The 23,908-nt window shown below is 45.6% G+C and carries 19 protein-coding genes; 16 read left to right on the forward strand and 3 right to left on the reverse strand.

Annotation, left to right across the window (positions count from 1 at the left end):
- Positions 1-110: 110 nt before the first annotated feature.
- Positions 111-3,407 (forward strand): chitinase N-terminal domain-containing protein, encoded by a 3,297-nt coding sequence (locus NYE58_RS18890; RefSeq protein ID WP_341002651.1) that lies wholly within the window; start codon positions 111-113, stop codon positions 3,405-3,407.
- 137 nt (positions 3,408-3,544) lie between these two features.
- On the opposite strand, the gene NYE58_RS18895 is transcribed toward NYE58_RS18890, so the two are convergent.
- Positions 3,545-4,240, reverse strand: coding sequence for a hypothetical protein (locus NYE58_RS18895; protein WP_076217687.1), 696 nt, complete (start codon positions 4,238-4,240; stop codon positions 3,545-3,547).
- A 260-nt stretch (positions 4,241-4,500) separates the two neighbouring features.
- Here NYE58_RS18895 and nikB point away from each other — a divergent pair, with 260 nt between their 5' ends.
- The 8 genes from nikB to NYE58_RS18935 all read left to right on the forward strand — a co-directional run bounded on the left by nikB (position 4,501) and on the right by NYE58_RS18935 (position 12,240).
- The gene (gene nikB, locus NYE58_RS18900) at positions 4,501-5,418 is read left to right on the forward strand and encodes a nickel ABC transporter permease (protein ID WP_341002653.1); all 918 of its coding nucleotides are present in this window, start codon (positions 4,501-4,503) and stop codon (positions 5,416-5,418) included.
- Positions 5,419-5,441: 23 nt separating this feature from the next.
- Complete coding sequence (gene nikC / locus NYE58_RS18905; protein WP_076279698.1) at positions 5,442-6,287, forward strand: nickel transporter permease; 846 nt, start codon at positions 5,442-5,444, stop codon at positions 6,285-6,287.
- Complete coding sequence (locus NYE58_RS18910; protein ID WP_076126508.1) at positions 6,284-7,069, forward strand: ABC transporter ATP-binding protein; 786 nt, start codon at positions 6,284-6,286, stop codon at positions 7,067-7,069. The genes nikC and NYE58_RS18910 overlap by 4 nt, the downstream gene beginning before the upstream one ends.
- A 36-nt stretch (positions 7,070-7,105) precedes the next feature.
- The gene (locus NYE58_RS18915; RefSeq protein WP_076217688.1) at positions 7,106-7,954 is read left to right on the forward strand and encodes an ATP-binding cassette domain-containing protein; all 849 of its coding nucleotides are present in this window, start codon (positions 7,106-7,108) and stop codon (positions 7,952-7,954) included.
- An 18-nt stretch (positions 7,955-7,972) separates the two neighbouring features.
- Entirely contained in the window at positions 7,973-9,646 is a 1,674-nt protein-coding gene (locus tag NYE58_RS18920) for a nickel ABC transporter substrate-binding protein (RefSeq protein WP_076277352.1), read from the forward strand.
- Positions 9,646-10,398 carry a class I SAM-dependent methyltransferase gene (locus NYE58_RS18925; protein ID WP_341002656.1) on the forward strand — a complete coding sequence of 251 codons (753 nt, stop codon included), beginning with the start codon at positions 9,646-9,648 and terminating at the stop codon, positions 10,396-10,398. The genes NYE58_RS18920 and NYE58_RS18925 overlap by 1 nt, the downstream gene beginning before the upstream one ends.
- Positions 10,399-10,995 carry a class I SAM-dependent methyltransferase gene (locus tag NYE58_RS18930; protein ID WP_076277354.1) on the forward strand — a complete coding sequence of 199 codons (597 nt, stop codon included), beginning with the start codon at positions 10,399-10,401 and terminating at the stop codon, positions 10,993-10,995.
- A 255-nt stretch (positions 10,996-11,250) separates the two neighbouring features.
- A complete protein-coding gene (locus tag NYE58_RS18935; protein WP_076277355.1) occupies positions 11,251-12,240 on the forward strand; it encodes an alpha/beta fold hydrolase in 990 nt (329 codons plus the stop codon).
- 82 nt (positions 12,241-12,322) lie between these two features.
- Here NYE58_RS18935 and NYE58_RS18940 read toward each other — a convergent pair whose 3' ends face one another.
- Positions 12,323-12,931 (reverse strand): TetR/AcrR family transcriptional regulator, encoded by a 609-nt coding sequence (locus tag NYE58_RS18940; RefSeq protein ID WP_081387564.1) that lies wholly within the window; start codon positions 12,929-12,931, stop codon positions 12,323-12,325.
- A 107-nt stretch (positions 12,932-13,038) separates the two neighbouring features.
- Between NYE58_RS18940 and NYE58_RS18945 the strand changes: the two genes are divergently transcribed.
- From NYE58_RS18945 to cydC, 5 genes are all read left to right on the forward strand, one after another.
- Positions 13,039-14,886 carry a hypothetical protein gene (locus tag NYE58_RS18945; RefSeq protein WP_341002660.1) on the forward strand — a complete coding sequence of 616 codons (1,848 nt, stop codon included), beginning with the start codon at positions 13,039-13,041 and terminating at the stop codon, positions 14,884-14,886.
- Between the two features lie 550 nt (positions 14,887-15,436).
- Positions 15,437-16,801: a cytochrome ubiquinol oxidase subunit I gene (locus NYE58_RS18950; RefSeq protein WP_076126520.1), complete on the forward strand. Its 1,365-nt coding sequence runs from the start codon at positions 15,437-15,439 to the stop codon at positions 16,799-16,801.
- On the forward strand, positions 16,798-17,814 hold the full coding sequence (locus tag NYE58_RS18955) for a cytochrome d ubiquinol oxidase subunit II (RefSeq protein ID WP_076126522.1): 1,017 nt from the start codon (positions 16,798-16,800) through the stop codon (positions 17,812-17,814). Before NYE58_RS18950 ends, NYE58_RS18955 begins: the two co-directional genes overlap by 4 nt.
- 68 nt (positions 17,815-17,882) lie before the next feature.
- Positions 17,883-19,727, forward strand: coding sequence for a thiol reductant ABC exporter subunit CydD (cydD, locus tag NYE58_RS18960; RefSeq protein ID WP_341002663.1), 1,845 nt, complete (start codon positions 17,883-17,885; stop codon positions 19,725-19,727).
- Positions 19,724-21,451, forward strand: a complete 1,728-nt coding sequence (gene cydC / locus NYE58_RS18965; RefSeq protein ID WP_341002665.1) for a thiol reductant ABC exporter subunit CydC — start codon at positions 19,724-19,726, stop codon at positions 21,449-21,451. The genes cydD and cydC overlap by 4 nt, the downstream gene beginning before the upstream one ends.
- A gap of 149 nt (positions 21,452-21,600) precedes the next feature.
- Here the strand turns inward: cydC and NYE58_RS18970 are convergent, their stop codons facing one another.
- Positions 21,601-22,092, reverse strand: coding sequence for a DUF1036 domain-containing protein (locus NYE58_RS18970; RefSeq protein ID WP_076277361.1), 492 nt, complete (start codon positions 22,090-22,092; stop codon positions 21,601-21,603).
- A gap of 272 nt (positions 22,093-22,364) precedes the next feature.
- Here NYE58_RS18970 and NYE58_RS18975 point away from each other — a divergent pair, with 272 nt between their 5' ends.
- The gene (locus tag NYE58_RS18975; RefSeq protein WP_076277362.1) at positions 22,365-22,958 is read left to right on the forward strand and encodes an RNA polymerase sigma factor; all 594 of its coding nucleotides are present in this window, start codon (positions 22,365-22,367) and stop codon (positions 22,956-22,958) included.
- A gap of 85 nt (positions 22,959-23,043) precedes the next feature.
- Positions 23,044-23,868 carry a hypothetical protein gene (locus NYE58_RS18980; protein ID WP_076277363.1) on the forward strand — a complete coding sequence of 275 codons (825 nt, stop codon included), beginning with the start codon at positions 23,044-23,046 and terminating at the stop codon, positions 23,866-23,868.
- The last annotated feature ends 40 nt before the right edge of the window (positions 23,869-23,908 follow it).

The raw sequence follows: 23,908 nt of genomic DNA on the forward strand, positions 1-23,908 counted from the left end.
TTTACATAAATCTATCTTTTTTTTAATTGTTTTGAGATAGGATAGTAGATGTCTAACAGGTGGGTATTTATGGTAATTACTCACCGGACTATATCTTGAGGAGGAAGGGTATGAAGGAGAAGAATTCAGTTTGGAAAAAGAGGCTGCTGAACAGCACTCTAGCTGTGGCGGTGGCCGTACCACTTCAGCTGTTCACGTTCGGAGCCGGTTCGGCGGTATTCGCAGAAGGACCAAACGATCCTGCGCCGTACATTGATGCCAAAGTCGTCAATGAGCATGCAGGCCAGAAGATCCTGTTCGACAACACCCATGAGCAGACTGCGGGAGCAGCCGATTGGGTGATTGACGGCGCTTTTTCAGACTTTGGGAATGCCCTTGCCCAGGAAGGCTATTATGTTAAAGAACTCCGCAAGACGACTCCAATTACTTTGAGTGATCTTTCCGATTATGATGTCTACATCGTCGCCGAATCCAACGTGCCCTACAAAGCAAGCGAGCAGCTTGCGATGGCGGAATATGTGGAGGATGGCGGCAGTATTTTCTTCATCGGCGACCATTATAACGCCGACCGCAACAAAAACCGCTGGGATGGTTCAGAAGCTTTCAACGGCTACCGCCGTGGAGCGTGGGACAATCCAGCTAAAGGCATGAATGCCGATGAGGTCGCTTCTGCAGCCATGCAGGGTGTGGTTAGCTCTGACTGGCTGGCGGACGAGTTCGGTGTCCGTTTCCGCTACAATGCGCTTGGCGACATTAACGCAACCAACGTCGTGGCTCCCGATCAAGCCTTCGGCATTACAACGGGCGTATCAGCGGTAGCTATGCATGCCGGTTCCACGCTGGCCATTCTAGACCCAGCCCGTGCGAAAGGTATCGTCTACCTGCCGCAAACCAATGCTGCCTGGGCCAATGCCGTAGACCAGGGGGTCTATAACGGCGGCGGTGTGGCAGAAGGTCCCTATGTGGCAGTTGCTAAAAAAGGCGCCGGCAAGGCAGCCTTCATCGGTGACTCATCTCCTGTAGAGGATGCAACACCGAAATACCTGCGCGAAGATACCGGCGCCAAGAAAACAACTTACGATGGCTTCAAGGAAGTGGACGATGCCACACTGCTGGTTAACACCGTGAACTGGCTCGCCGAGCAGGAGAGCTATACGGATTTCACCCAGGTGAATGGCCTGACGCTAGATCAGCCGACAACACTGCTGCCATTCGAGGAGCCGGCGCTGTCCACTGAGCCGCAGCCGGAGCCTTGGGCTCAACCTAATGCTGGCTACAAATGGTATGATCGCAGCACCTTCAAAGCAGGCTCCTACGGCGGACCGGCAGCCACTGCAAGTGCGGTTTATAACTTCACGCACCAGGCTGTGCTGCCAAATGCACAGAATTTTCAGATTCGGGTGAGTGCAGATAATCTTCCTGCAGGCACAAGCGTATCCGGCTTCCAGGTAGGTGTCTACCAGGTAAGCAGCGGCGCCCAAATCGCCAAGATTCAGAACAGCGACGGTACCTGGCCAAGCAGCTACGGCTATAGCTCCTCATTCAATCTGACAGCTGATCTGAACGGTCATGCCTATAAGGATCTGACGATCCAGATCAAGCCGGGCACCACAGCTGCATCCAATCTGCGCCTCCGCCAGAACAGTACAAACCTCAAGACTGAATCGGTGACGCTGGGCAATGTTCCTGCTGAACCGCTTCCGGCTGAGGAAGATCCCATTCCGGCTACAATCTCTATCAGCGACTCCCGGGCTAAGGCAGCCGGATCACTGGTAACGGTGGAGGGGACCGTGACGACTGAGCCGGGTATCTTCGGCGGACAGTCCTTCTATCTCCAAGATGGAACCGGTGGGGTTTATGTCTTTCAGAGTCAGAGCGGCTTCCACGTTGGCGATAAGGTCAAGGTAACAGCGTCCACCGCATTGTACAACACAGAGCTGGAGCTGACAGAAGCAGTGCAAATTGCGAAGACGGGCACGGCGACACTGCCGCAGCCGATTGCGGCGAGTATGGTGAATGATGCCAACCAAGGCCAATTGGTTCAACTGAACGGTGTGACCGTGGCGAACATTATCAACGCTACGCCAAGCGGCTCCTTTGAATTCGACGCCGTCAATGCCGACGGGACAAGCAATCATGTGCGCGTGGATGCCCGGACAGGCATTACTAAGGATAACTTCCCTTATACAGAAGGACAGAAACTTAATATTACAGGTGTTTCCGCAATTTTTAAAAGCATCTACCAGCTCAAGCCGAGAAGCCTCGATGACTTCGCCGCAGCAGCAGAAGAGGGGGCTCCGGTAACAACGGCGACGCTTTCTGCCGAGCCTAATGCTTCCGGCTGGTTTAACCAGCCGGTCACCGTTACCCTGAAGGCGAATACAGATACAGCTAATGTTTATTACTCGCTGAACGGCAACAAGGAAGCTGAGTACAGTACACCTGTGGACCTGAAGGAAGATGGGCGGCATACATTGACATACCATGCTGTGCCGGCAAAAGGCAAAGCGGAAGATCTAAAGACGCTGAACCTCAATATTGATACGGCTCCACCGGTTGCCGAACTGAAAGAATCCGGTCATGAGGTGAGAGATGTAGAAGAAGGAGCACAGCTTTCCTTTGAATTGACTGCTGACGATGTATTGTCAGGTGTCACCTCGAAACAGCTTCTATTAGATGGAAGACCGATTGCCGAAGGCCAGACCCTGAGCGCCGCCGATTTAGGCGCCGGCCCCCACACCGTGAAATACATCGTGCATGACGCGGCCGGCAATACGACTGAAAAGAGCAATACGTTCCAGGTTATTGGCGGCCAGGTGATTGCGACTGGTAAGCCAGGACAAGCTGTGCTATCCTCCAACAGCAGCTATGCTAATGGACTTAGTGATGGTAACTATACAGTCACCATGAACCTATGGTGGGGTAATAACGGCACGAGTTACAAACTCTATGAGAACGGCACACTGATTGATTCCAAGACACTGAAAGATGTATCGCCGGCTGCCCAGACGGCAAGTACAGAGCTTCATGGTAAGGTGAACGGCACTTATGTTTACACTGCGGAGTTAATCAACAAATATGGTACGACCAAGAGCGATCCGCTTACGGTCACCATAAGTGACTCCGCGCCGGGCAAGCCGATACTATCCGAAGATAACTGGGACGGAGATGGCACCTATAAGGTGTCGATGAATCTGTGGTGGGGGACTAACGCTACAGAATACCGCCTGTATGAGAACGGGGAGCTCATCGACTCGCAGCCGCTGAATGCCCATACGCCTTCGGCACAAAGTGCAGCAACCACTATCAGCGGACGCACTGCCGGTGTGTACGAATATCGGGCGGAGCTGGTCAACGCGGCGGGAGTGACTGCCAGTGATACGATCAAGGTAACGGTCATCCGCTAAACAGACTGACAGTAACAATAAAAGTAAAAAACGAAGAGCGCCGGATTCCAGGCCGCTCTTCGTTTTTTACATTACCATTAGTTCAATTGTGCCTCGCAAAAAGCCCTGGTTCGCACCAGGGCTGCAAATCATGTGGATTATAGGCCGCTATCATCGGTAGTTTCGTAACCATAGTCGAAGGTCTCGATAGTACCATCATCATATTGAAGTGTGAGCTGGTCAATAATAATTGTATGTATTGTATTCTGATATGTAAAATCACTGAAAATAAATAAAGTATCATTGGGCTCAACCGGCCCCACATATTTAAGCGAAAAGCTGCTCTTGCCGTTCAGCTGATCATTGGAAGGATCGCCTACTGGATTAAACGTGCTGATGTGGGCTGTGTAATAATTGATCCTTTTTCCAGTTAAGTTGTCAGCTTCCCAGGTTAGCTTAACAGCATCGGCAGAGTTCGTACTATACTTGAATTCTAATGGCGCACCAATCCCTTGCCCGGATGGGGTATCTGCTACTGGCAGATCTTCAGAGTCATCACCGACGGGTCCAGTATCATCATCCGAAGGCATATCTTCCAAGACAACGGCTTCCGGGGAAGGGGAATGTGAAGATTCAGTAGGATCTGATTCAATAGGATTGGATCCAGTAGTGTTGGATTCAGCAGCAATAGCAGCTTTATCTACGGTACTAGGCGGTATTTCTTCGATAACGGGATTACTTGCCACAGTCTGCCCATTGAAGCGTGTTTCAACGCTAGGGGCCACGTAAATCCCTAAAAGAAAAGCTATCATGATGGATAAAACATAGATGAGGACTAGATTGAACCGACTCAAATACACACTTCCTTTATTGTTATTTTTAATATGAACCTACTTATAATGACATGATTCCTAAGGATTTGACAATATTATTGTGAAAAATAGTTGCGACTGTGCAGAGACCAAATGTTTAAAGATCAACTCATTTAATAGGGGTTGATTTTTTTATGTCCTACATAAAATAAATCAATTTAAGACTATTAATTTAAAAAGATTATGCTATAATCGTAATTATTACGATTAAGATTTTGGAGTTGAATGCCATCAATCGATACTTGTTGCAACGCTTATTGCAGCTCATCCCCGTGCTGCTCGGCATCTCTTGCATTACCTTTGCGCTGATGCATTTAACACCAGGTGATCCAGCGGAGATCATGCTACGTGCTGACGGCATCAAACCTACGCAGGAAGCTATTGAGGCGACCAGACATACACTTGGTCTGGATGGTCCTGTACATAAGCAATATTTTCACTGGTTGAACCGGGTATCCCATCTCGATTTTGGCTTATCTTACAGCAGCGGTCGTCCAGTGTTCACAGAGCTGATGAGTCGTTTTCCGGCAACTTTACTGCTCAGTGCCTGTTCCGTATTGTCCGCTATTCTTATTGCCCTGCCGATAGGAGTGGGGTCTGCATTATATCCGGGTAGAATGCTTGATCGACTGGGAAGAGTATGTGCAATGCTCAGTGTTTCAATGCCAGGATACTGGCTAAGTCTGCTTCTGATTTATTATGGTGCGGTGAAGTTTAAGCTATTTCCTGTGATGGGAATGGATGGGGTATCCAGTGTCATTCTACCTGCCCTCACACTAGGATTTGGTATGGCAGGAGTCTACATCCGCTTGATTCGTTCCAGTCTCCTAGACGTTTTGGGCAAGCGTTACATCACAGCAGCTAGAGCTAAGGGGCTGCAGGAATGGAGAATAATCATTCGGCATGCACTTCGTAATGCGCTTCTTCCGAGTCTTACCCTCCTTGGGGTTAACATAGCGGGGCTATTAGGCGGTTCCGTTATTGTTGAAACTATATTTTCTTGGCAGGGAATTGGTAAGTATGCCGTTGAGGCGATTTTTGCGAAAGACTATATTGTCATTCAGGGTTACGTATTATGGATGGCTGTTGTCGTTGTCCTGATTAACTTGACAGTGGATTTATTACATCTGCTACTGGATCCGCGAATCAGGCTGCGGTGACGATTTAGAAGGAGCGGATTGTCATATTTCGTATTAGCTTATTTAAGAATAAGGGAGCAAGGTTAGGAGCGGGCATAGTACTTTTGTTCATATCCGTTGGACTCTTTGCCCCATGGCTTTCACCTTCCGATCCGCTGCAGATTCACATGGAACACAAACTGGCTATACCTTCCTGGCAATACCCGCTCGGTACGGATCATCTGGGACGCTGTGTCTTATCCCGATTAATCTATGGGACCCGAACCTCCCTGAATTATTCGTTTATGGTGTTGATCGTTGTTTTTGCGATTAGCATCCCTGTTGGTTTACTGGCTGGTTACGCTGGCGGCAAGATCGATCATTTGATTATGCGGATCATAGATATATTGCTTGCCTTTCCCAGCTTAATCCTATCCCTTGCTATTACAGCCATGCTAGGTCCCAGTATGAAGAATCTGCTAATCGCATTTGCTGCTGTCTGGTGGACGGGGTATGCCAGAGTGATACGCAGTATGGTCCTTCAAATCAAGGAAAGTGAATATATTACAGCGGCCAAAGCGTCAGGCACTTCTCATTTACAAATTATTTTCAGGCATATTCTGCTGAACGCAGCCCGGCCTATTCTGGTTCTTGCTTCTATGGAAGTGGGTACGATTATGCTCTCCATTGCGGGTTTGTCCTTTCTGGGTTTGGGAGCTCAGCCGCCTACACCGGAATGGGGAGTAATGCTGAACGACAGCCGTGCCTATATTCAAACGGAGCCGCGGTTGATGCTATTTCCGGGAATGATGATCATGCTGGCGGTTCTGGGCTTTAATCTGTTGGGAGAAGGCTTGCGACAACCAGAGCGTGCTTTCAATTCTGTAGTAAAGTGGGGGGCCAGAATATGATGGCAGAGTCTCCACTGCTGAAGGTCAGTCATTTACGCACCTGCTTTCACACAGGCAGTTATAAAGTTACAGCGGTTGATGATGTCAGTATCGAGGTGAAATCCCGGCAGATTGTCGCACTTGTAGGTGAGAGCGGCAGCGGTAAAAGTGTTACGGCAATGTCCATATTAGGATTAGTAGATTCTCCAGGCATAGTTGAGAGTGGAGAAATCTGGCTTAAGGGTAACAATCTACGTGAGTGCTCCAGCCGTCAGTTACAGAAGCTTCGGGGAACAGAAATGGCTGTTATCTTTCAAGATCCTATGAACGCGCTGAATCCGGTACTTACTATTGGCAGGCAGATCATGGAGACGATTAAACTGCACAAGCGTATATCGGGAAAAGAAGCAAAGCTGCTTGCCATGAGGCAGATGGAGCAAGCAGGGCTCAGCGAGCCTAAATTGCTTTTCAATAAATATCCTTTTCAAATTAGCGGTGGTATGTGTCAAAGAGTAATGATCGCCATCGCCCTGGTATCCGGAGCACAATTGCTAATTGCAGATGAGCCTACAACGGCATTGGATGTAACCATTCAAGCCCAGATTCTTAAAGAGCTGGACCGAATCAGATGGACGAACAATGTCGGCATCCTATTAATTACCCATGATCTTGGCGTTGTTGCGGAGCTTGCAGATTATGTATATGTGATGAAGTCCGGGAAGATTGTGGAATCAGGCAATGTGTTTGAACTCTTTTCTAATCCCGTGCATCCCTATACTAAATACTTAATGGAGTGCAGATAACAACGGCAATATTACATTTTTAGGGACGTGGTGATCTTGAAGCTATTGAAAGCGGTAAGCCTGAACAAGAAATATGGGATGGAAAGGGGGTGGTTCACACGTAATGCCAGAAGTGTTCATGCCGTCAACAACCTGTCTCTCAGTCTGGAGAGCGGTGAGACCCTTGGTTTAGTGGGGGAAAGTGGCTGTGGTAAGAGCACTTTGGCCAGACTTCTGCTGGGACTGGAGAAACCCTCCTCCGGAAGAGTTATGTACCGGAACGAGGATTATACGGATTGGACCTTTAGCGAAATGCGCATGATCCGCAGGAAGATGCAGATGGTGTTTCAGAACAGTCTGGCTTCATTTAATCCGTTGTTTACGGTAGAGCAAATTATCGGGGAGCCTCTTCGAAACTATGGAGAGAGGAAGGCTGGAGCCCGCAGGGCCACGGTAGCAGACACACTTGAGCTTGTGGGACTTGAAAGGCGGCATATTCACCGCTATCCGCATGAACTCAGCGGCGGACAGCAGCAAAGGGTCGGAATTGCGCGCGCAATCGCCTTGCGGCCGGAGTTGATTATCTGCGATGAACCTTTCTCAAGTCTCGATGTCACCCTGCGAAAGCAAATGATGGATCTGCTGCAGGAATTGAAGCATGAGCTGGGATTATCCTATGTATTCATTACACATGACTTGTCAGTTGTAAATCGTTTTTGCGACAGTGTGGCTGTGATGTGTCAAGGGGAAATTGTAGAGAAGCAATCGGGTGCAACCATGTTGCAGCAAGCAGACCACCCTTATACAAAAACATTGCTCTCCTCGGTACCTGTGCAGGACCCCCGCTTAAGAAAGAAGAGACTGGGAGAGGAGTGGCAACCCAGCCATTCCTATGATGTTAAGTAGAGAAAGGATGTACCAAGAATGAGAACGAACCCTAAGACAAAAAACCTATTATCAAAATCGTTATTCTTTATGCTTCTTGTAATAGTTGTGTTGATATCAGGTTGCAGCAACAGTAATAACAGCAATTCTACGGCTAGAGCCAATAATACCGCCAATAATGAAGCTGCACAAGGATCTGAAGCTCAGGACAAGACAGTCACTGTTGCTATATCGTCTGATGCCGGTATAGACCGATTGGATGCCGGTGCCTATGATGGTTCGATGAATGTGCACGCGATGATATATGAGGGGTTAGTGGAGTATGGTGAAAAAGGCGAAATACTGCCGTCGCTTGCGGAGTCTTGGGATATTTCAGAAGATGGGAAAGTATATACGTTCCATCTTCGCCATGACGTCAAATTCTCTGACGGTACGGAGTTTAATGCCGACGCAGTTAAATTCTCCTTCGAACGCTGGATTAAGGATCCAGCCAATTCGTTAAATGTAGCAACTGCGATGCAATCCCTTGTTGTTGTGGACGAACATACGATCACAATGACATTCAACAAAGCGTATTATCCCTTCTTAACCGAGTTATCCTTTGCAAGACCGGTCCGAATTATCAGCCCTTCCGCTGTGGAACCCGCAGGAGATATTACGGGTAAATTCATCAAAGCGATTGGAACTGGCGCATGGATGGCAGAGAGCTACAAAACAGATCAGGAAGCCATACTCGTCAGAAATCCGAAGTATTGGGGAGAAATGCCGAAGCTGTCGAAAATTATTTTGAAGGTAATCCCAGATCCACAGTCCAGAGTACTAGCGCTGCAAGCTGGAGACATTGACATTGCCGGGGGACAAATGGGAAAGATTCCAGTCGAAAGCGTGCCAGTGATTGAAGCGGATTCTTCACTAACTTTGCAAAAAGCACAAGGAACAAACTCTCATTTCATGATCTTTAACTACAAAACGCCCGCACTTCAAGATCTGAATGTGCGCAAAGCTATCAATTTGGCAATTAATAAAAAAAGCATTGTCGAAGATCTTATGGACGGTATCGGCAGTGAAGCTCAAAGCCTGTTCCCGCTGACAGTTCCTTATGTGACGGAGTCCAATAATACTTGGTACGGCTTCAATCCGCTGGAAGCGAAGCAACTGCTAGCAGCTGCCGGTTACACGGATTCGGACGGAGATGGAATTGTACAGAAGGACGGAGCGCAGCTTGAGCTTAATTTCGTGCTGCAGCAGGCTGAATATCCCGAATGGAAGTCCATCAGTGAACTGGTTCAGTCTGAGTTAAAGGAGATTGGCATTAGAGTGAATCTTCAGGTTCTTGAGCCGAATGCTTATTATGATGCCTTATGGACAAGCAAAGCTTATGATCTAATCATGTACCGGACTTATGATGATGCTTATAATCCGCATGCATTCTTGCTGTCCCTATTTCATAAAACAGCTGACGCATCTGCTGTCGTATGGTCTGATCCTGGACTAGAATCACTGATTGACACAGCAGTAGGAACAACCGATATTCAGGAACGTCAGACCGCATATGACTCCATTTTCTCCAAATTGTATCAGGAGGCTATGTTTGCAGCTATTTATTTCCCTGACGATATCTTGGCAGTAAATAATAGAGTGACTGGATTTAAACCGGGGTACTCCACCTTTATGCCGGTCTTCTGGAATCTACTCGACATAGGAGAAAAATGATGTTAAAAGAGATTTCGAAATACTGGACATCAAGCTCGGAGAGTTATGACAAAGTCATACAGACTCAATTCCGCAGCAAAAAAACCATAAACCTCTGGAAACAACTGCTTATTAAAGGGTTGGGAACAACTCCCCAGCAAAAGGTGCTGGATGTGGGAACAGGGCCTGGCTTTTTCTCCATACTCTTATCACAGATGGGTCATCTGCCTACAGCGGTGGATACCTCTCAGGGAATGATCGATAGAGCTTCACGAAATTTTGAGAGTTATGGATATAAAGTTCCAGCTTATGTCGCTGATGCTGCCGATTTGCATATGGAGCTAGAGAATAGCTTTGAGGCAGTGGTCTGCAGGGATGTAGTATGGACGCTTCCTGATCCACATAGGGCTTATGCTGAATGGTACCGGATATTAAAACCGGGCGGGACCCTGATTGTTTTTGACGGCAACTATTTGTATAAAGAGAGCAAGACTGTATTCCGTAGACTTTGGTATGCCTTGTCCTGGACACTGATTCTGCTCACAGAACAAAGAATCCGCCAGCGAAGCAGTCAAGATAAAAGCCTGCTAAGCGAGTTGCCATATGTTAATGTATTACGGCCTGAAGCTGACGAGACAGCGCTGAAACAGGCCGGGTTCCGAACCATAGATGTTCACCGGAACTTTATCCCTGCCCGTGCGATGCCGCTAGATTATTTGAAATACGGTTACCAGAATGTAAACCGGTTCATGATACTTGCCAAGAAGGAGTGAATGATAAATGGGTTTCCTGGCTTCTTCTCTGTGATTCTTTCGAGTGCCGGGCATCTGGTTACTGCGATCGATTGTACCGACAATATGCTGGAAGAAGCACGTGCCCACTCCATTCGGGAAGGTGTAACCGTTACTTTCCGCAAGATGGATTCGCACAAGCTTGACTTTGCTGCGGAGAGCTTCGATCTGATCGTGTGCCGCAATGTCACCTGGAGCCTTACCGATCCGCTGTCAGCCTACAAAGAGTGGAGAAGAGTACTTAAGCCTGGGGGACGGCTGCTAGTTTTTGATGCCAACTGGAATCGCCATCTCTGGGACGAAGAGATGCAGCAAAAGCGAGTAGAGGATCAGCAAACCTATGTAGATAAGGGCTTTGGTGAACTCCCGCATCATAAGGACATAGAGGAGACAGACCGTCTGAGTCTTGTATTGCCGCTGACCAGAGAATGGCGTCCCGAGTGGGATATACGGACTCTCAAAAAAGAAGGCTTCGCTAATATTTTTGCTGAAGAGAATTTGAACGCAAAAATTCTGGATGCGAAACAGCAAGTCTTAAACCGGTCAACACCAATGTTCATGATTTGTGCTGAGAAATAATAGAATAGTGAGAACCTACACATATAATGAAGTAAACAATAAAAAGCAGCGATCTCTAAATGAGAGGCGCTGCTTTTTGAGCAAAAGACAATAACATTATTTCATTTCCGATTTGATGTTGATCTAAAAACTCTTTTTTTTTGACTTGTTCATATTCCGTTCATATTGTCGTCACGAAGGGTACATCTTGATTGATTACACTTTGAATATGTCGTCAAGGCGGCACTTCAGATACAGGGACAAGGAAGGGAAGAGATGAACGTGGCAAATAAGGTGGAATTAAAAACAACAGGGACTAAGAGCCACAAGAAACGGAACCTATGGTTAAAAATAATCGGAGGTATTGTAGGGGCGCTCGTGTTGTTCATGGGCATCGTTTTTATCGTTGATTCTATTAGCGATGGGGTAGAGAAAAAGAAAATCGAATCGTATGGCCAGTATGTCAATGTGGATGGGAAAAAAATGAATGTGCTTATTCAAGGCAGCGGTGAACAAACGGTTGTACTCCTACCGGGACAAGGAACCCCGACGCCTGCACTTGATTTCAAATTGCTGATCGATGAAATTACCCCTAATTATAAAGTCGTGGTGGTCGAGCCTTTCGGTTATGGTTTGAGCGATGAAACCGAGAAGGAGAGAACGACTGAGAATATAGTAAGTGAGGTTCACGAAGCAGTGCAGCAACTGGGTTTAGACCGTTACATTCTAATGGGACATTCCATCGCGGGACTTTACGGAGCGACCTATGTGAACACATATCCGGATGAAGTTCTTGCTTTTGTCGGCATCGATAGCAGCGTTCCCAATCAACCCGGAATGGATGTCAAATTACCTTTGAACGCCATGAAATTTCTTCAAAAATCAGGTCTAATGAGATTGGTCCAAAAAGTGAGCGGAGATCCCTATGAATCGCTTGCGTTCGATGAGCATACCAAAGAACAGATGCGTTTGATATCGAATCAAGTCGCGACCAATCCAACATTGATGAATGAACTGGGCCACCTCGGTTCCAATTTCAAAAATGGAGAAAAACTCACAATGCCAAATGACTTGCCGCTGCTTCTCTTCGTTCAATCGAATAACGAGCACAATAAACAGTGGATTCCGCTGCATGAGGAGCAAGTCAAACAATCCGCACAGGGCAAAATGATCCCAATGGAAGGTTCACATTATCTGCATCATACAAAATACAAAGAAATCGCTGAGGCATTCAAAGAGTACATGAAACAAATTCAAATTCAATAGTAGGGTTGATAATTAAACTGCGGAGCCGAACTTGGTTCCGTGGTTTCTTTGTTTTTTCATTTATAAACACGATTTTTAAACCTTATTCCTGGGACATTGGAGTATGGTATACCTCAAGACAAATTTTGGTCATTTCGTCAATGGATTTTGCAAAGTCTGATTGTATCCATTTAAGGAGAACATTATAGAGGGCCCCCGCTTTAAAGTATATTCGGTACACATTCTCGTCGCTTTTGTCATGAGCAGTAGAAAGCATCATTTCATTCAAGCAATCCAGAATTACATGATCAAACTTTGCACTCTGAAGTGCTTTGTAGATGTTCCGCTGCTGAAAAATAACTTCAAAAAGCACTTTGATAAATTTTTGAGGTTCTTTAGCTTTGCCTGTTAATTCATTGGTGTAAGGTAAGAGTTTTTGATTAATTTCGAAAATAAGCGAATCGACCAAATCCACCAGGATCTCTTGCTTGGAGGAATAGTTGTTGTAATAGGCTGTTCGAGAAACCCCTGCGCGCTTCACAATATCGGTGATGGTGATTTTGTCAAAAGGCTGTTCCTGGATCAAGAAGACTAATGCCGTACAGATGGCTTCTCTTGTCAAACGGTTGGTTTCTTTATTGGAACGATGCTGAGAGGTATTTGGACTGTATAATTCATGATTTGAGATGACATTTCCCCTCCATTTGTACATTCTGATGTTCGTTTCATTGTTTTTCATGAGTATTTTCAATATGCTAAAACCATAAGGCATTACAAATGTAATGTCAAAATAATCGTTAGTTAAAATGGGAGGGCGTCATGTTAGAAATCTTATATAGACGATTGTCAGTGGTGCTGCTTTTGATCCTAGCACTATGTGCTACGGTATTCATTGGCGAAGAAACGGTAATCTCAATCGTGACCATCATCTTTTTATTAGCAGAATTAGGCATCTCTTTTTTACTATTAAAGAAGCGTGAGAAGTTACATGTAGTATTTATTAGTGCGATGGTGGCAGAAGGGTTATTCTTAATCACAAGAAATTTTTGGCTGCTTGCGCTTTCTATCCTCTTGCTGATCATAGCGGGCATATGGAGAGGACTCTTGGGGCAAAAGGTAAGCAGAAGAGTTACTCCGTTTCTAGTGGTTCGTAAAGTGTTATTCAGCATTGCTGCACTTATCGTTACTGCACTTTGGGGTATTGGAGTCTATGCAAAACCTATTACAACACCTGTAGCATTAGCTGCTGATACGACAGTGACGATCGATGAACGCAAATTGGATTCTGCAGCAGTGATGCTCAAAGATATTGAAGTAATGAATTCTTTTGGAAGCCGTACAACCGGCTCTGAGGGTCACAATCAGTTTATTGCTTGGCTGGAGCAACAGGTAACGGATATGGGGCTGCAAGTATTTCGTGATCGCTATACTTTTGACCGATGGGAAGAAAAGAACAGTGCTTTAATGATTGATCAGCAGGCAATTCATGTCTCTTCAGCTTTTCCCTATTCCGGGGAAACTGACGAAAAAGGTGTAACCGGGGAGCTGGTGTATACGAAGCGTGGTGAATATGGCCAGGCCAGCGGAAAAATTGCTGTCATTGAAATTGAGAATTTCAGAAATTTTCCAAGTGGGATCGTTATGAATATGCGGGCTTCATCTCCAATGGACAACCAAATTGCCCCAAATGAAGGCGATCTGGTCCTCACTACAGCATTAAAAGAAGCTAAATTGGAGCAAGCGAAGGAAATGGGCGTAAAAGCTGTTGTTTTAGTCTGGAAAGGGGTATCTGACGTTAAGGTTGAAGAGCAATATGTGCCTTTTACCACCGATTATGCTGGAATCCCTGCGATCTGGGTGAATGAAACGGAAGGGCAAAAGGTTATCAGGGCAGCTCAGGAGCATAAAGAAGGTACGGTTATTTTAGAAGCGGTAATACAAAAAGATGCCCCAACAGAATCCTTTTATGTGAAAATTGACGGTAAGAATAAAGACGAAGCAATTATCGTAAATACTCATACGGATGGGATAAATGTGGTGGAGGAGAATGGCGCTGTGGGCATGCTGTCTATGATTCGTTACTTACAGCAGGAGCAGCCGGAACGTACGATGATATTTGCTTTTGTGACAGGGCATTTTAGATTACCGGAGTTCAAAGGGTCCTCTCAGGCGACTTCTACCTGGATGGAGGGGCATCGAGAGCTGTGGGATGGCAAGAATGGCCATTTAAAAGCTGTAGCTGGAATTACGGTTGAGCATTTAGGCAGCATGGAGTGGAAGGACGATGATACGGGTCATTATAGACCAACTGGACAAATAAGTACAGAATATACCTATGCGGGCAATGAAATGATGGCGGCCATTTGGCTGAAGGCTATTGAAAAGACAGATAGCACACGTACTGTATTATTGCGTGGACATAACAAGTTTGAGTTTGGAGAGAGTCAGCCCTTATTTGAAGCAGGGATACCGGTGATTGCTTTCATTCCAATGCCCGACTATCTGCTCGTGGATAGTGACAACAGAGAGATGGACAAATTTGATGCAAAGCTAATGCATACGCAAATTGTATCGTTGCTGAAAGCGGTCAAGCTAGTGGACGGAACGGAGACGACTAAGCTTGGGAAGTCAGATGGGTATTCTTTTTTCTACGGCCGTACTAAATGATATTGGCAGATCAAGATTTGTCATGACGAAGATGACATTAGCTTTAATTCAAAAAACACTGATGATTTGAGTCAGTGTTTTTTGTTGCAAAAGGGGGATATATTACGGCTCAAAATGAGAAAATATCGTTTTTTTTGCCAGCATCGAAGTAGGAGGGAACTTGTGACATCACATATACACTAATCAATCAATAGCTCCTTCGGGTACTTTTTGTGTTATTCACTGAGTTGTCAGAAAGATTTGACCCTTTCTTGAACGTTTAGGGATTAAGAGATATCTGTGATTGAATTACTTGCAATTTAAGATAAGATGATTTTAATTATTAGGTCACATTATAATTTTGACTGCTCAGTATCAGATAAATCGGGCTCGCCAACTCTTGCTTTGTGAATTTTTTCTCTTTTTACATAGCAAAGAACGATGAACGTCATACTAAAACGAACAGGCAACGATGTCGCTGAACCTTGCTAAACCTGATATTGAATGCAGCCAACAGTTAGCAGGCCTAATCATAGAAAAATGAACAGTGTTTTGAAGGGAGCAGTAAAAAATGGCAATTGATACGGTGCTATGGAGCAGGCTGGTGACAGGCTTGACTCTCGGGTTCCACGTTATTTTTGCGACGATTGGCGTCGGTATACCGCTAATGATCGCTATAGCAGAGTTTATCGGGATTCGGAAGAAGGACCCCCATTATACACTTATGGCAAAGCGGTGGTCTCGAGGATTTGTCATTTCTGTGGCGGTTGGTGTCGTGACCGGTACAGCGATTTCACTACAACTGGCCCTGGTATGGCCGAATTTTATGAAACTGGCTGGGAATGTCATTGCACTTCCGTTATTCATGGAGGTGTTCGCGTTCTTCTTTGAAGCTATCTTCTTGGGCATTTATTTGTATACATGGGGTCGGTTCAAAAATCCGTATATCCATTGGCTGCTGACGATACCGATTGTCGCCGGGGCAGGCATGTCTGCCGTTTTTATTACGACGGTGAACGGATTCATGAACCAGCCTGAAGGCTTTGTCATGGAAGCAGGCCAATTCACAGCGATTAACCCGGTGCAAGCGATGCTGAATACGGCGACGTTCTCCAAAGTGTTCCATGTATTAAGCTCGGCCTATTTGACTGGAGCTGCCTTGTTAGCCGGGATTGCAGCCTTCGCGATGCTGAGAAAAGGTGTGTCCGCATACCACAAAAAATCTTTAAATCTAATGATGGCAGTCGTTTTACTATTCGGTTTGCTGAACACGTTAGCCGGTGATGTGTCCGCCAAGTTTTTGGCCGAGCATCAGCCAGAGAAGCTTGCAGCGGCAGAGTGGCATTTTGAGACGAGCAGCAGTGTGGATTTGGTGCTATTGGGATGGCTGAATGCAGAGCATGAAGTTCTAGGGGCTCTTCATCTGCCGAAGCTGCTCAGCTTCCTGGCCTTTGGAGACTTTAATGCAGAGGTGACGGGGCTCGAGGAATTCCCCAAGGAAGAATGGCCACCGCTTCTCGTTCATTATCTGTTTGATTTAATGGTCGGAATTGGATTTACTCTGCTCGCGATTTCGTTTCTATATTTTCTGTTTGTGTTCTGGAAAAAGCGTAATGAGCTTAACAAATGGATGCTTCGCATCATCGCACTGAGCGCCCCTCTCGCTTTTCTGGCTGTTGAGCTGGGATGGTTTTATGCAGAGATTGGCCGACAGCCGTGGATTATCCGTGGATATATGCGTGTTGAGGAGGCTGCCACGTCTTCACCGAATGTAAGAATTATATTCTTCGCCTTATTGCTCTTGTACATCGTACTCGGCAGTATGTGTGTAATCGTGCTGAGACGCTTGTTCAACAATAATCCGGCAGAAGCTGAGATGGAGAAATGGATGAAGGATCATCCTAATCAATTTACGGAAAAGGGGGGCACTGAATGATGAGTTACGAATTGATTGGCATCTCGGTGCTCTGGCTGTTTTTGTACGGCTATTTAATTATAGCTTCCATTGATTTCGGAGCGGGCTTCTTCGCCTTTTATGCACGTTTAACAAAGCAGGATCATCTCATTAATCGTCTGATTTCCCGATATTTATCACCCGTATGGGAGATTACAAATGTATTTTTTATCTTTTTCTATATTGGCATCGTCGGTTTTTTTCCGGACACAGCCTATTATTATGGCTCCGCGTTACTTGTTCCGGGAAGCATTGCAGTGATTCTTCTTGCGATTCGCGGTTCATTCTATGCTTTTGAAAATTACGGTTCCAAGAAAAACATAGTTTATCTTTTTTTGTACGGAGCTACAGGTTTGCTTATTCCAGCATCGTTGTCAGTGGCGCTAACTTTGTCTGAAGGCGGCTTTATCGTGAAGCAGGGGGAGACGGTTTCTCTAGATTACTGGGCGCTGTTTACCAATCCGTTATCGTGGAGTATCGTTGGACTGGCAATCGTGTCCGTTTTGTTCATTAGCGGCTCATTTCTGACATTTTACGCATCTCGGGCGGAGGATCATTCCGCGTTGAAGCTGATGCGCAACTACGCCCTGTTTTGGAGCACACCGACGATAATCCTCGCACTGACAGCATTTATCTATTTGGGTCAACACAATGAGCGGCATTTTCAAAATATGATGGATTTATGGTGGTTGCTGGCACTTTCCGTTGCTTTCTTCATGATCGCGATGTGGCTATTATATAACGGACGCCGTTACGGATTAGCTTTTATATGCGTCATGTTGCAGTTTTTCTGTGCCTTTTTTGCTTATGGGATTGGGCAATACCCTTATATTCTTGATCCGTATATCACGATTCAGAGCAGTGCAACTTCACCGGCAATGGGTTTAGCGTTAGTTATTGTGTTTATCGGCGGTCTATGCCTGTTGATCCCATCCCTTATTCTGGTCTTCAAACTCTTCCTGTTTGATGCGGATTATGTTAAAGGGAAAAAATAAAGCTGATTAATCCATTACGGTATGTTTGAGGTTTCCCTACAAGCCTATAGATAAAGGAGGTGTGATCTGTGAAGAGGAAATCCAGTCTGATTTCTCAACAAATGTCTTCACAAAGGAAAAACATGGCTCTCCTCGCAATCATTTCACTAGCGCTTGGCATAGCTATTGTGAGTCAGGCTGGACTGCTTGCTGAAGCAGTCCAACGGATTTTTGTCGAGAAAGCTTCATTTTCATCGGTTATCCTGTTGCTCGGCATACTTCTAGCTGTTATGGCTGTGCGCACACTGTTGTCTTATGGAAACGGTATAGTTGGCTTACATATGGCTGCCACTGCTAAGACAAATATGCGCGCTGCCGTGCTGCAAAACTTGACTCATGCCTCCATGCCTTCAACCCTTCGTGGACAGACGGGAGGAAAGGTCAGTGTTGCTCTGGATGCTGTGGATGAGGCCGATAGTTATTTCAGTCAATACATGCCGCGTATGATGGAAGCTGCTATCATCCCGGTTCTGATTTTGGTCGTTACATTTATCCAACATGCCAACACAGGTTTCATTCTATTGTTTACTGCTCCGTTCATCCCGCTGTTCATGATTTTGGTAGGGCTGAAAACGAAGAACAAATCCGAAGAAAAATATGCGCAACTGGCTGAGTTCTCAGGGACGTTTCTGGATTCTCTTCAAGGACTGGTGACATTGAAAATATTTGGACGGGCTTACCGTCAGCAACAGGAGATCGAGCGCAGTAGCTTGGGTTATCGTGATGCCACAATGGGCATTTTGAAGATTGCGTTTACGAATACCTTCATGCTGGAATCGATCGTAATGCTTAGCATTGGCATTGTCGCTCTTGAACTGGCCATCCAGTTGCTCGTTTTCAAAGCTATGACGTTCCACACCGCCTTTCTCGTTTTGCTGCTCGTTCCCGAGTTTTACAACCTGTTAAAGAATACGGGAACGGCCTTTCACAGTGGCCGGACAAGTATGGGTGCGGTTCGTAAGGTGGAACAGATGCTTGAGGAAACGGCAGGGGGGAGCAGGGACGCTAATGGCATTGAAGGCGCATTAACAACCGATGGAATCGACGAGATCGACAGCATGGATAAGGTCGGTGATAGGACCGACAGAATAAGCAAATTGGAACTCACCCATTCTGGAGACCTTTTAATACCGCCGTCCATCGTAATTGACCAACTCCGGTTTCAGTATGCTCCAGATTCTTTCGAGCTTAAGACGGGGCGGATCCAGCTTAGTCCAGGAGAACACATTGCCATTGTTGGTAAAAGCGGTTCCGGCAAAACGACTTTGCTACATCTCATTGCCGGTCTGCTGAAACCAGAATCGGGAACGCTTCTGGTGAATGGAAGTCCACTCTCGCAATACGATGAAACCGAATGGTTCGAACATGTTAGCTACATTACACAGCATCCGTATATTTTTGCAGGCACATTTTCTGAAAATATTGCGATTGGTGCTCGTAGAAGCATCTCCAGAGCAGAAATTGAGCGGGCGGGGGAAGAAGCAGGACTCGCTGCGCTTACAGCCCAATTAGAGCATGGATTTGATACCTTTGTTGGTGAAGGAGGCCGGGGACTGTCTGGTGGGGAAAAGCAACGGCTTGCCTTAGCACGCGCTTTTTTGAAGCGTCCTGCTATCATTTTGTTTGATGAACCCACAGTTGGACTGGATTTGCACACCGAGCGGGTACTGCAACGCTCCATAGCCAAACTGGCAAAAACGGCTACAATGATTACGGTAGCTCACCGATTATATACGATTCAACAAGCCGACAAGATTTTGTTTATGGACAATGGAGTGTTGGTGGACTCGGGACGACATGACGAGCTTCTGGAGCGCCTGCCTCAGTATGCCGAGATGATTGATGTAGAGCGGAAAGGGGGGATATCCTCATGAATGAACTGGCTGTTCTGTCAAAGGCGATGATTCAGGAGCGCAAGGATATCATTCTTTCGATTTTGGGTGGATTTATCGCCGGCATAGCCGGTGTGGCACTCTTTTCTGCGAGCGGATATCTGATTTCGCAAACGGTATTTGCGCCACCGCTTTATACTTTAATTGTACTCACCTCCATGGTCAAACTGCTGGGTCTGCTTCGGGCGGCGAGTCGTTATGGAGAACGCTTGTATTCTCACCGGGCAACATTCTCCATGCTTAGCCGTTTACGTACATCCTTTTTTGCCAAGCTTATTCCTTTAACGCCTGGTATATTGAACAAAAATCGAAGCGGGGATCTGCTTGCGCGGATCGTTGGGGATGTGGAAAGTTTGCAAAATTATTTTTTGCGAGTCGCTTATCCTCCGATCATGGTCGTCATGGTGTTTTTGGCTACGGTGCTGTTTACTTCTACCTTTTCGATCTGGATTGCCGTTTTGTTTGTAATAGGTATGCTGGTAACGGCATTCGTTGTACCGGGAATTGTGTTACTCGGGCAGCGGAGAATACATGAACGCGTTCGTGAGCAGAGGGCGCAGCTGTCCACTGAAGTTACCGAAGTGTTGTACGGTTTCCGGGATTTAAAAGTATATAGTCAATTGGCACAACGGGAGGAGCATCTCCAGCATGCTTCCGCTGTATTGGCAGCTGAGCAGCAACGAGCAGCCGGGCAACTGCTGCGCGGGCAGTCGATGCACACTTTTGTTACGTTTTTCGTTTCCTGGGGAGTGCTTACGCTTGGCGCCTATTTAATTATGGAAGGAGCGCTTGCAGGCGTTTTTCTTGCCATGCTGGTCATGGCATCACAAACCGTATTTGAAGAAGCGGCGGCTATGGCCACATTACCCGCGTATAAAGAGGATAGCGAACACGCAGCCAAACGACTGACGGAAACAGTTCAGACCTTTGATGAGCAGTCTTCGCAGCCAGGTGGCACCTTGTCTGTTGATCATGCCGTTACGATGGAGCTATCCGATGTTACGTTTCAATATGAAGGGGAGTGGAGACCGGCGCTCAGGGATGTATCCCTGCACATTTTACCTGGTTCCAAAACGGCGATTGTCGGGCCGAGTGGATCAGGAAAATCAACGATTATCGAATTGCTGCTCAAGCTGCGAACACCAACGTCCGGTGATATACGGTTAAACGGCATTTCGGTGAAGGAACTGGATGAAACGAGCATTTGGCAAACGGCTACTGTAGTGTTTCAGCAAAGTCATTTCTTCCGGGGAACGATCCGGGACAACCTGCTGCTGAATGGAGAAGAACATGCAGACGAACAATTGTTGGATGTGCTAGCAAAAATGCAGCTGCCCGATACATCGTTGACCGATATGGTGTATGAAAAAGGGGAGAATCTGTCAGACGGCGAGAAGCAGAGGTTGGCTCTGGCGCGATCGATGCTCCGCAAAGGACGGGTATGGCTTCTGGACGAACCCACTTCATCGCTGGATTATGTGACAGAGCATCATGTTTTGAAGCATCTCTACGCACAGGCGGCTAATGATACGCTTCTCCTGATTTGTCATCGGCTAACCGGATTGGAAGAGATGGACCAGATTGTGGTCATGGACCAAGGCAGGGTTGTCGAAACGGGGTCCTATTCGGAGTTGATGGGGCAAAAAGGCTATTTTTATGAGATGAAACAAATCGAACAGCAAATGATCGGAGAAGTTGAGGACTGATGATTTAGTGACCTGACTTCCCTAAACTTCATCTCCTGAAACTATCTCACTTAAAAAAATCAGAAGTAACCCGCAGGAAACAGTTCTACAGGTTGCTTCTGATAAATTCTAAAAACTATACCCTCGCCTTGTTTTCAAAGTAACCTATTCTATAAGCCTCGCAAAGGTCTAATAACCCTACCGATTTTACCCACCTTACCGGGTAACTTTCTTATGCTCGATCTATCCAATTTGAATTTCAGAGATCCTTTTTTTGACAATATAGCATTTCTTAATTTTGATGAATTATTGGTTCTATTCGTAAAAGTTAAAGTATAATTCTGAGAATTCCCAACTTTGAGTTCACGGAAACCTACCCTGTTACAGCCTGTGCCCTGGCATCTTTCTATCCAACACATGTTGAAGACTGCATTAGGAATATACGTGTAGAAATTACCGCTCCACGTATTTCCGGAATTGTCATACGCGTAATAATAGTAACTTTGATTTGCGGATGATCCAGTTACTATAAGTGAACTTCTGCCTGGGACTAATCGGTACCAACCCTTTTTAACATAAGTGGTAGGGCTACAAGTCGGATCATAGTGAGCAATAGCAAGCCAAATATAGTTAGAGGTATTATTTTGTACATAAAGACTCATTTATATCACTCCATTCAATAGATTTAAACACAATGTTAATATATGTAAAAATATATAGAAGTGAAATAGACAGATAGAGCGTTAAAAAAAGATAGACTGTACAAGGGAAACGTAATTATTAAATCAAGCGGACTGCACTAATCTGATAGGTGGTTTACGGAAAAGGATCGTACAAGCTCCTTGCGAAGCTCGATTTAGATTGTAATGATTTTTATTGCAGTCACATTTTAGGTTGAGCTCTTCGTTGTATAGAGTGAAAGGGGGGAGACAGCTTGAATGATACGGAGTTAAATCAGATCATTGCAGATGTGTTGGATGGGAACACAGAACAATTCGAGAAAATCATGGAGATTTATCAAAAGCCGATTTTTCTCTACTGTTATCACATGCTGGGCAATTATGCCGAAGCCGAGGAAAACGCACAGGAGGTATTTTTGAAGACCTTCCGCACCTTGAAAAAATATACCCAATATCAGATGGATTTTGGCGCCTGGGTATACAAGATTGCCTACCATCAATGTATCGACATCCTCCGTAAGCGAAAGTTGGTGAAATATTTGCCTTTCTTTTACCAAGATGAGAAAGAAAATAATGAAGTCGATTTGCATATTGAAGCCAACTATTTTGATGAATCCGTACATCAGGCCATGGCAAAATTATCGGCGGAAGAGCGTAATTTGTTAATCTTACGTTGTGTCGAGGATAAAAGCTATCAGGAGATTGGATTGATTCTCGGTAAAAACAGCGCCAGCCTTCGTAAAAGGTACGAACGTACATCTGCAAAATTTCGAAAGTATTACGCTCAAGTGAAGGGAGTGGGAGTGTATGAATATGGACAGGGATCGGGATTTGAAAAAACTGTTTGATGACGCGCGCATTCCCGACGCCGACTTGACAGGAAAAGTAATGAGAATAATACATGCTAAGTCAAAAGAAAAGGAGAGGTTTTTTATGAAATATAAAGTTGTTCTGACTGCGTGTGTAGGGATGATGTTAATGGCATCCACGGGTTATGCGGCAGTTCAATATCATTCTTTGACCAATAAGGATGGCAAAGTCGTATATGAAACGAAATCGACGAAAGATTACGAAAAAACAGAATCGAAAGATGAGGCAGCGCGGTTCAAGGCATTTTTTGAACTGATGGAAAAGGTGCTTAAGAACGGGGAAGCTGGGCTGTTCTATATGGTTGCCAATAACCCGAATCATCAAACAGATCTTGGAACAAAGTTGACGATCTTCCATGATCCATCTCAATTGCGCGATAAGATTACGGATAAATCCATTAAGATCGCAGACAACATCAATGGAAATTATACATTCCAAAAGGCGGACGTAATCTTTAAAAATGCTCAGGAAGTGAATCCTCCTTCTTCGGAAGAAAAAAAGAAAATGGCAGAAAAGCTGAGAAGGCAGGCGGAAGAATCCAATCAGGGATATGCCATGATGCCGGTTGAAATGACAGATCAGTTTTTCCTTCTCTTTGCTACGTATCAAAATGGCGAAGATAAAATCGGGGTTGATATCACTAATCTGAGTGGAAAGAGCGATCCTACAATGTATATTGACGAGAAGGTTGAATTTAAGCAGGAGAAGGTTCAAGTGAAGGGAGTAGAAATGCTGCATACAGAATTTGCTCCTTCGCAGACGCACGAGCTGAAATGGGTATACGAGAGCCCAGACAAAAAGGTGAAATACGCCTATACTTTACGGGGTGACCTAAATAAAGTAAGCAAAGAAACCCTAATGAAACTTGCCGAAGGCTATTTGGAATAATAAATACAACAACAACGGGAATCTCCTCCCATCCAATTGG

The organism is Paenibacillus sp. FSL L8-0708 (genome assembly GCF_038009325.1).
GTDB classification, from domain to species: domain Bacteria; phylum Bacillota; class Bacilli; order Paenibacillales; family Paenibacillaceae; genus Paenibacillus_AQ; species Paenibacillus_AQ odorifer.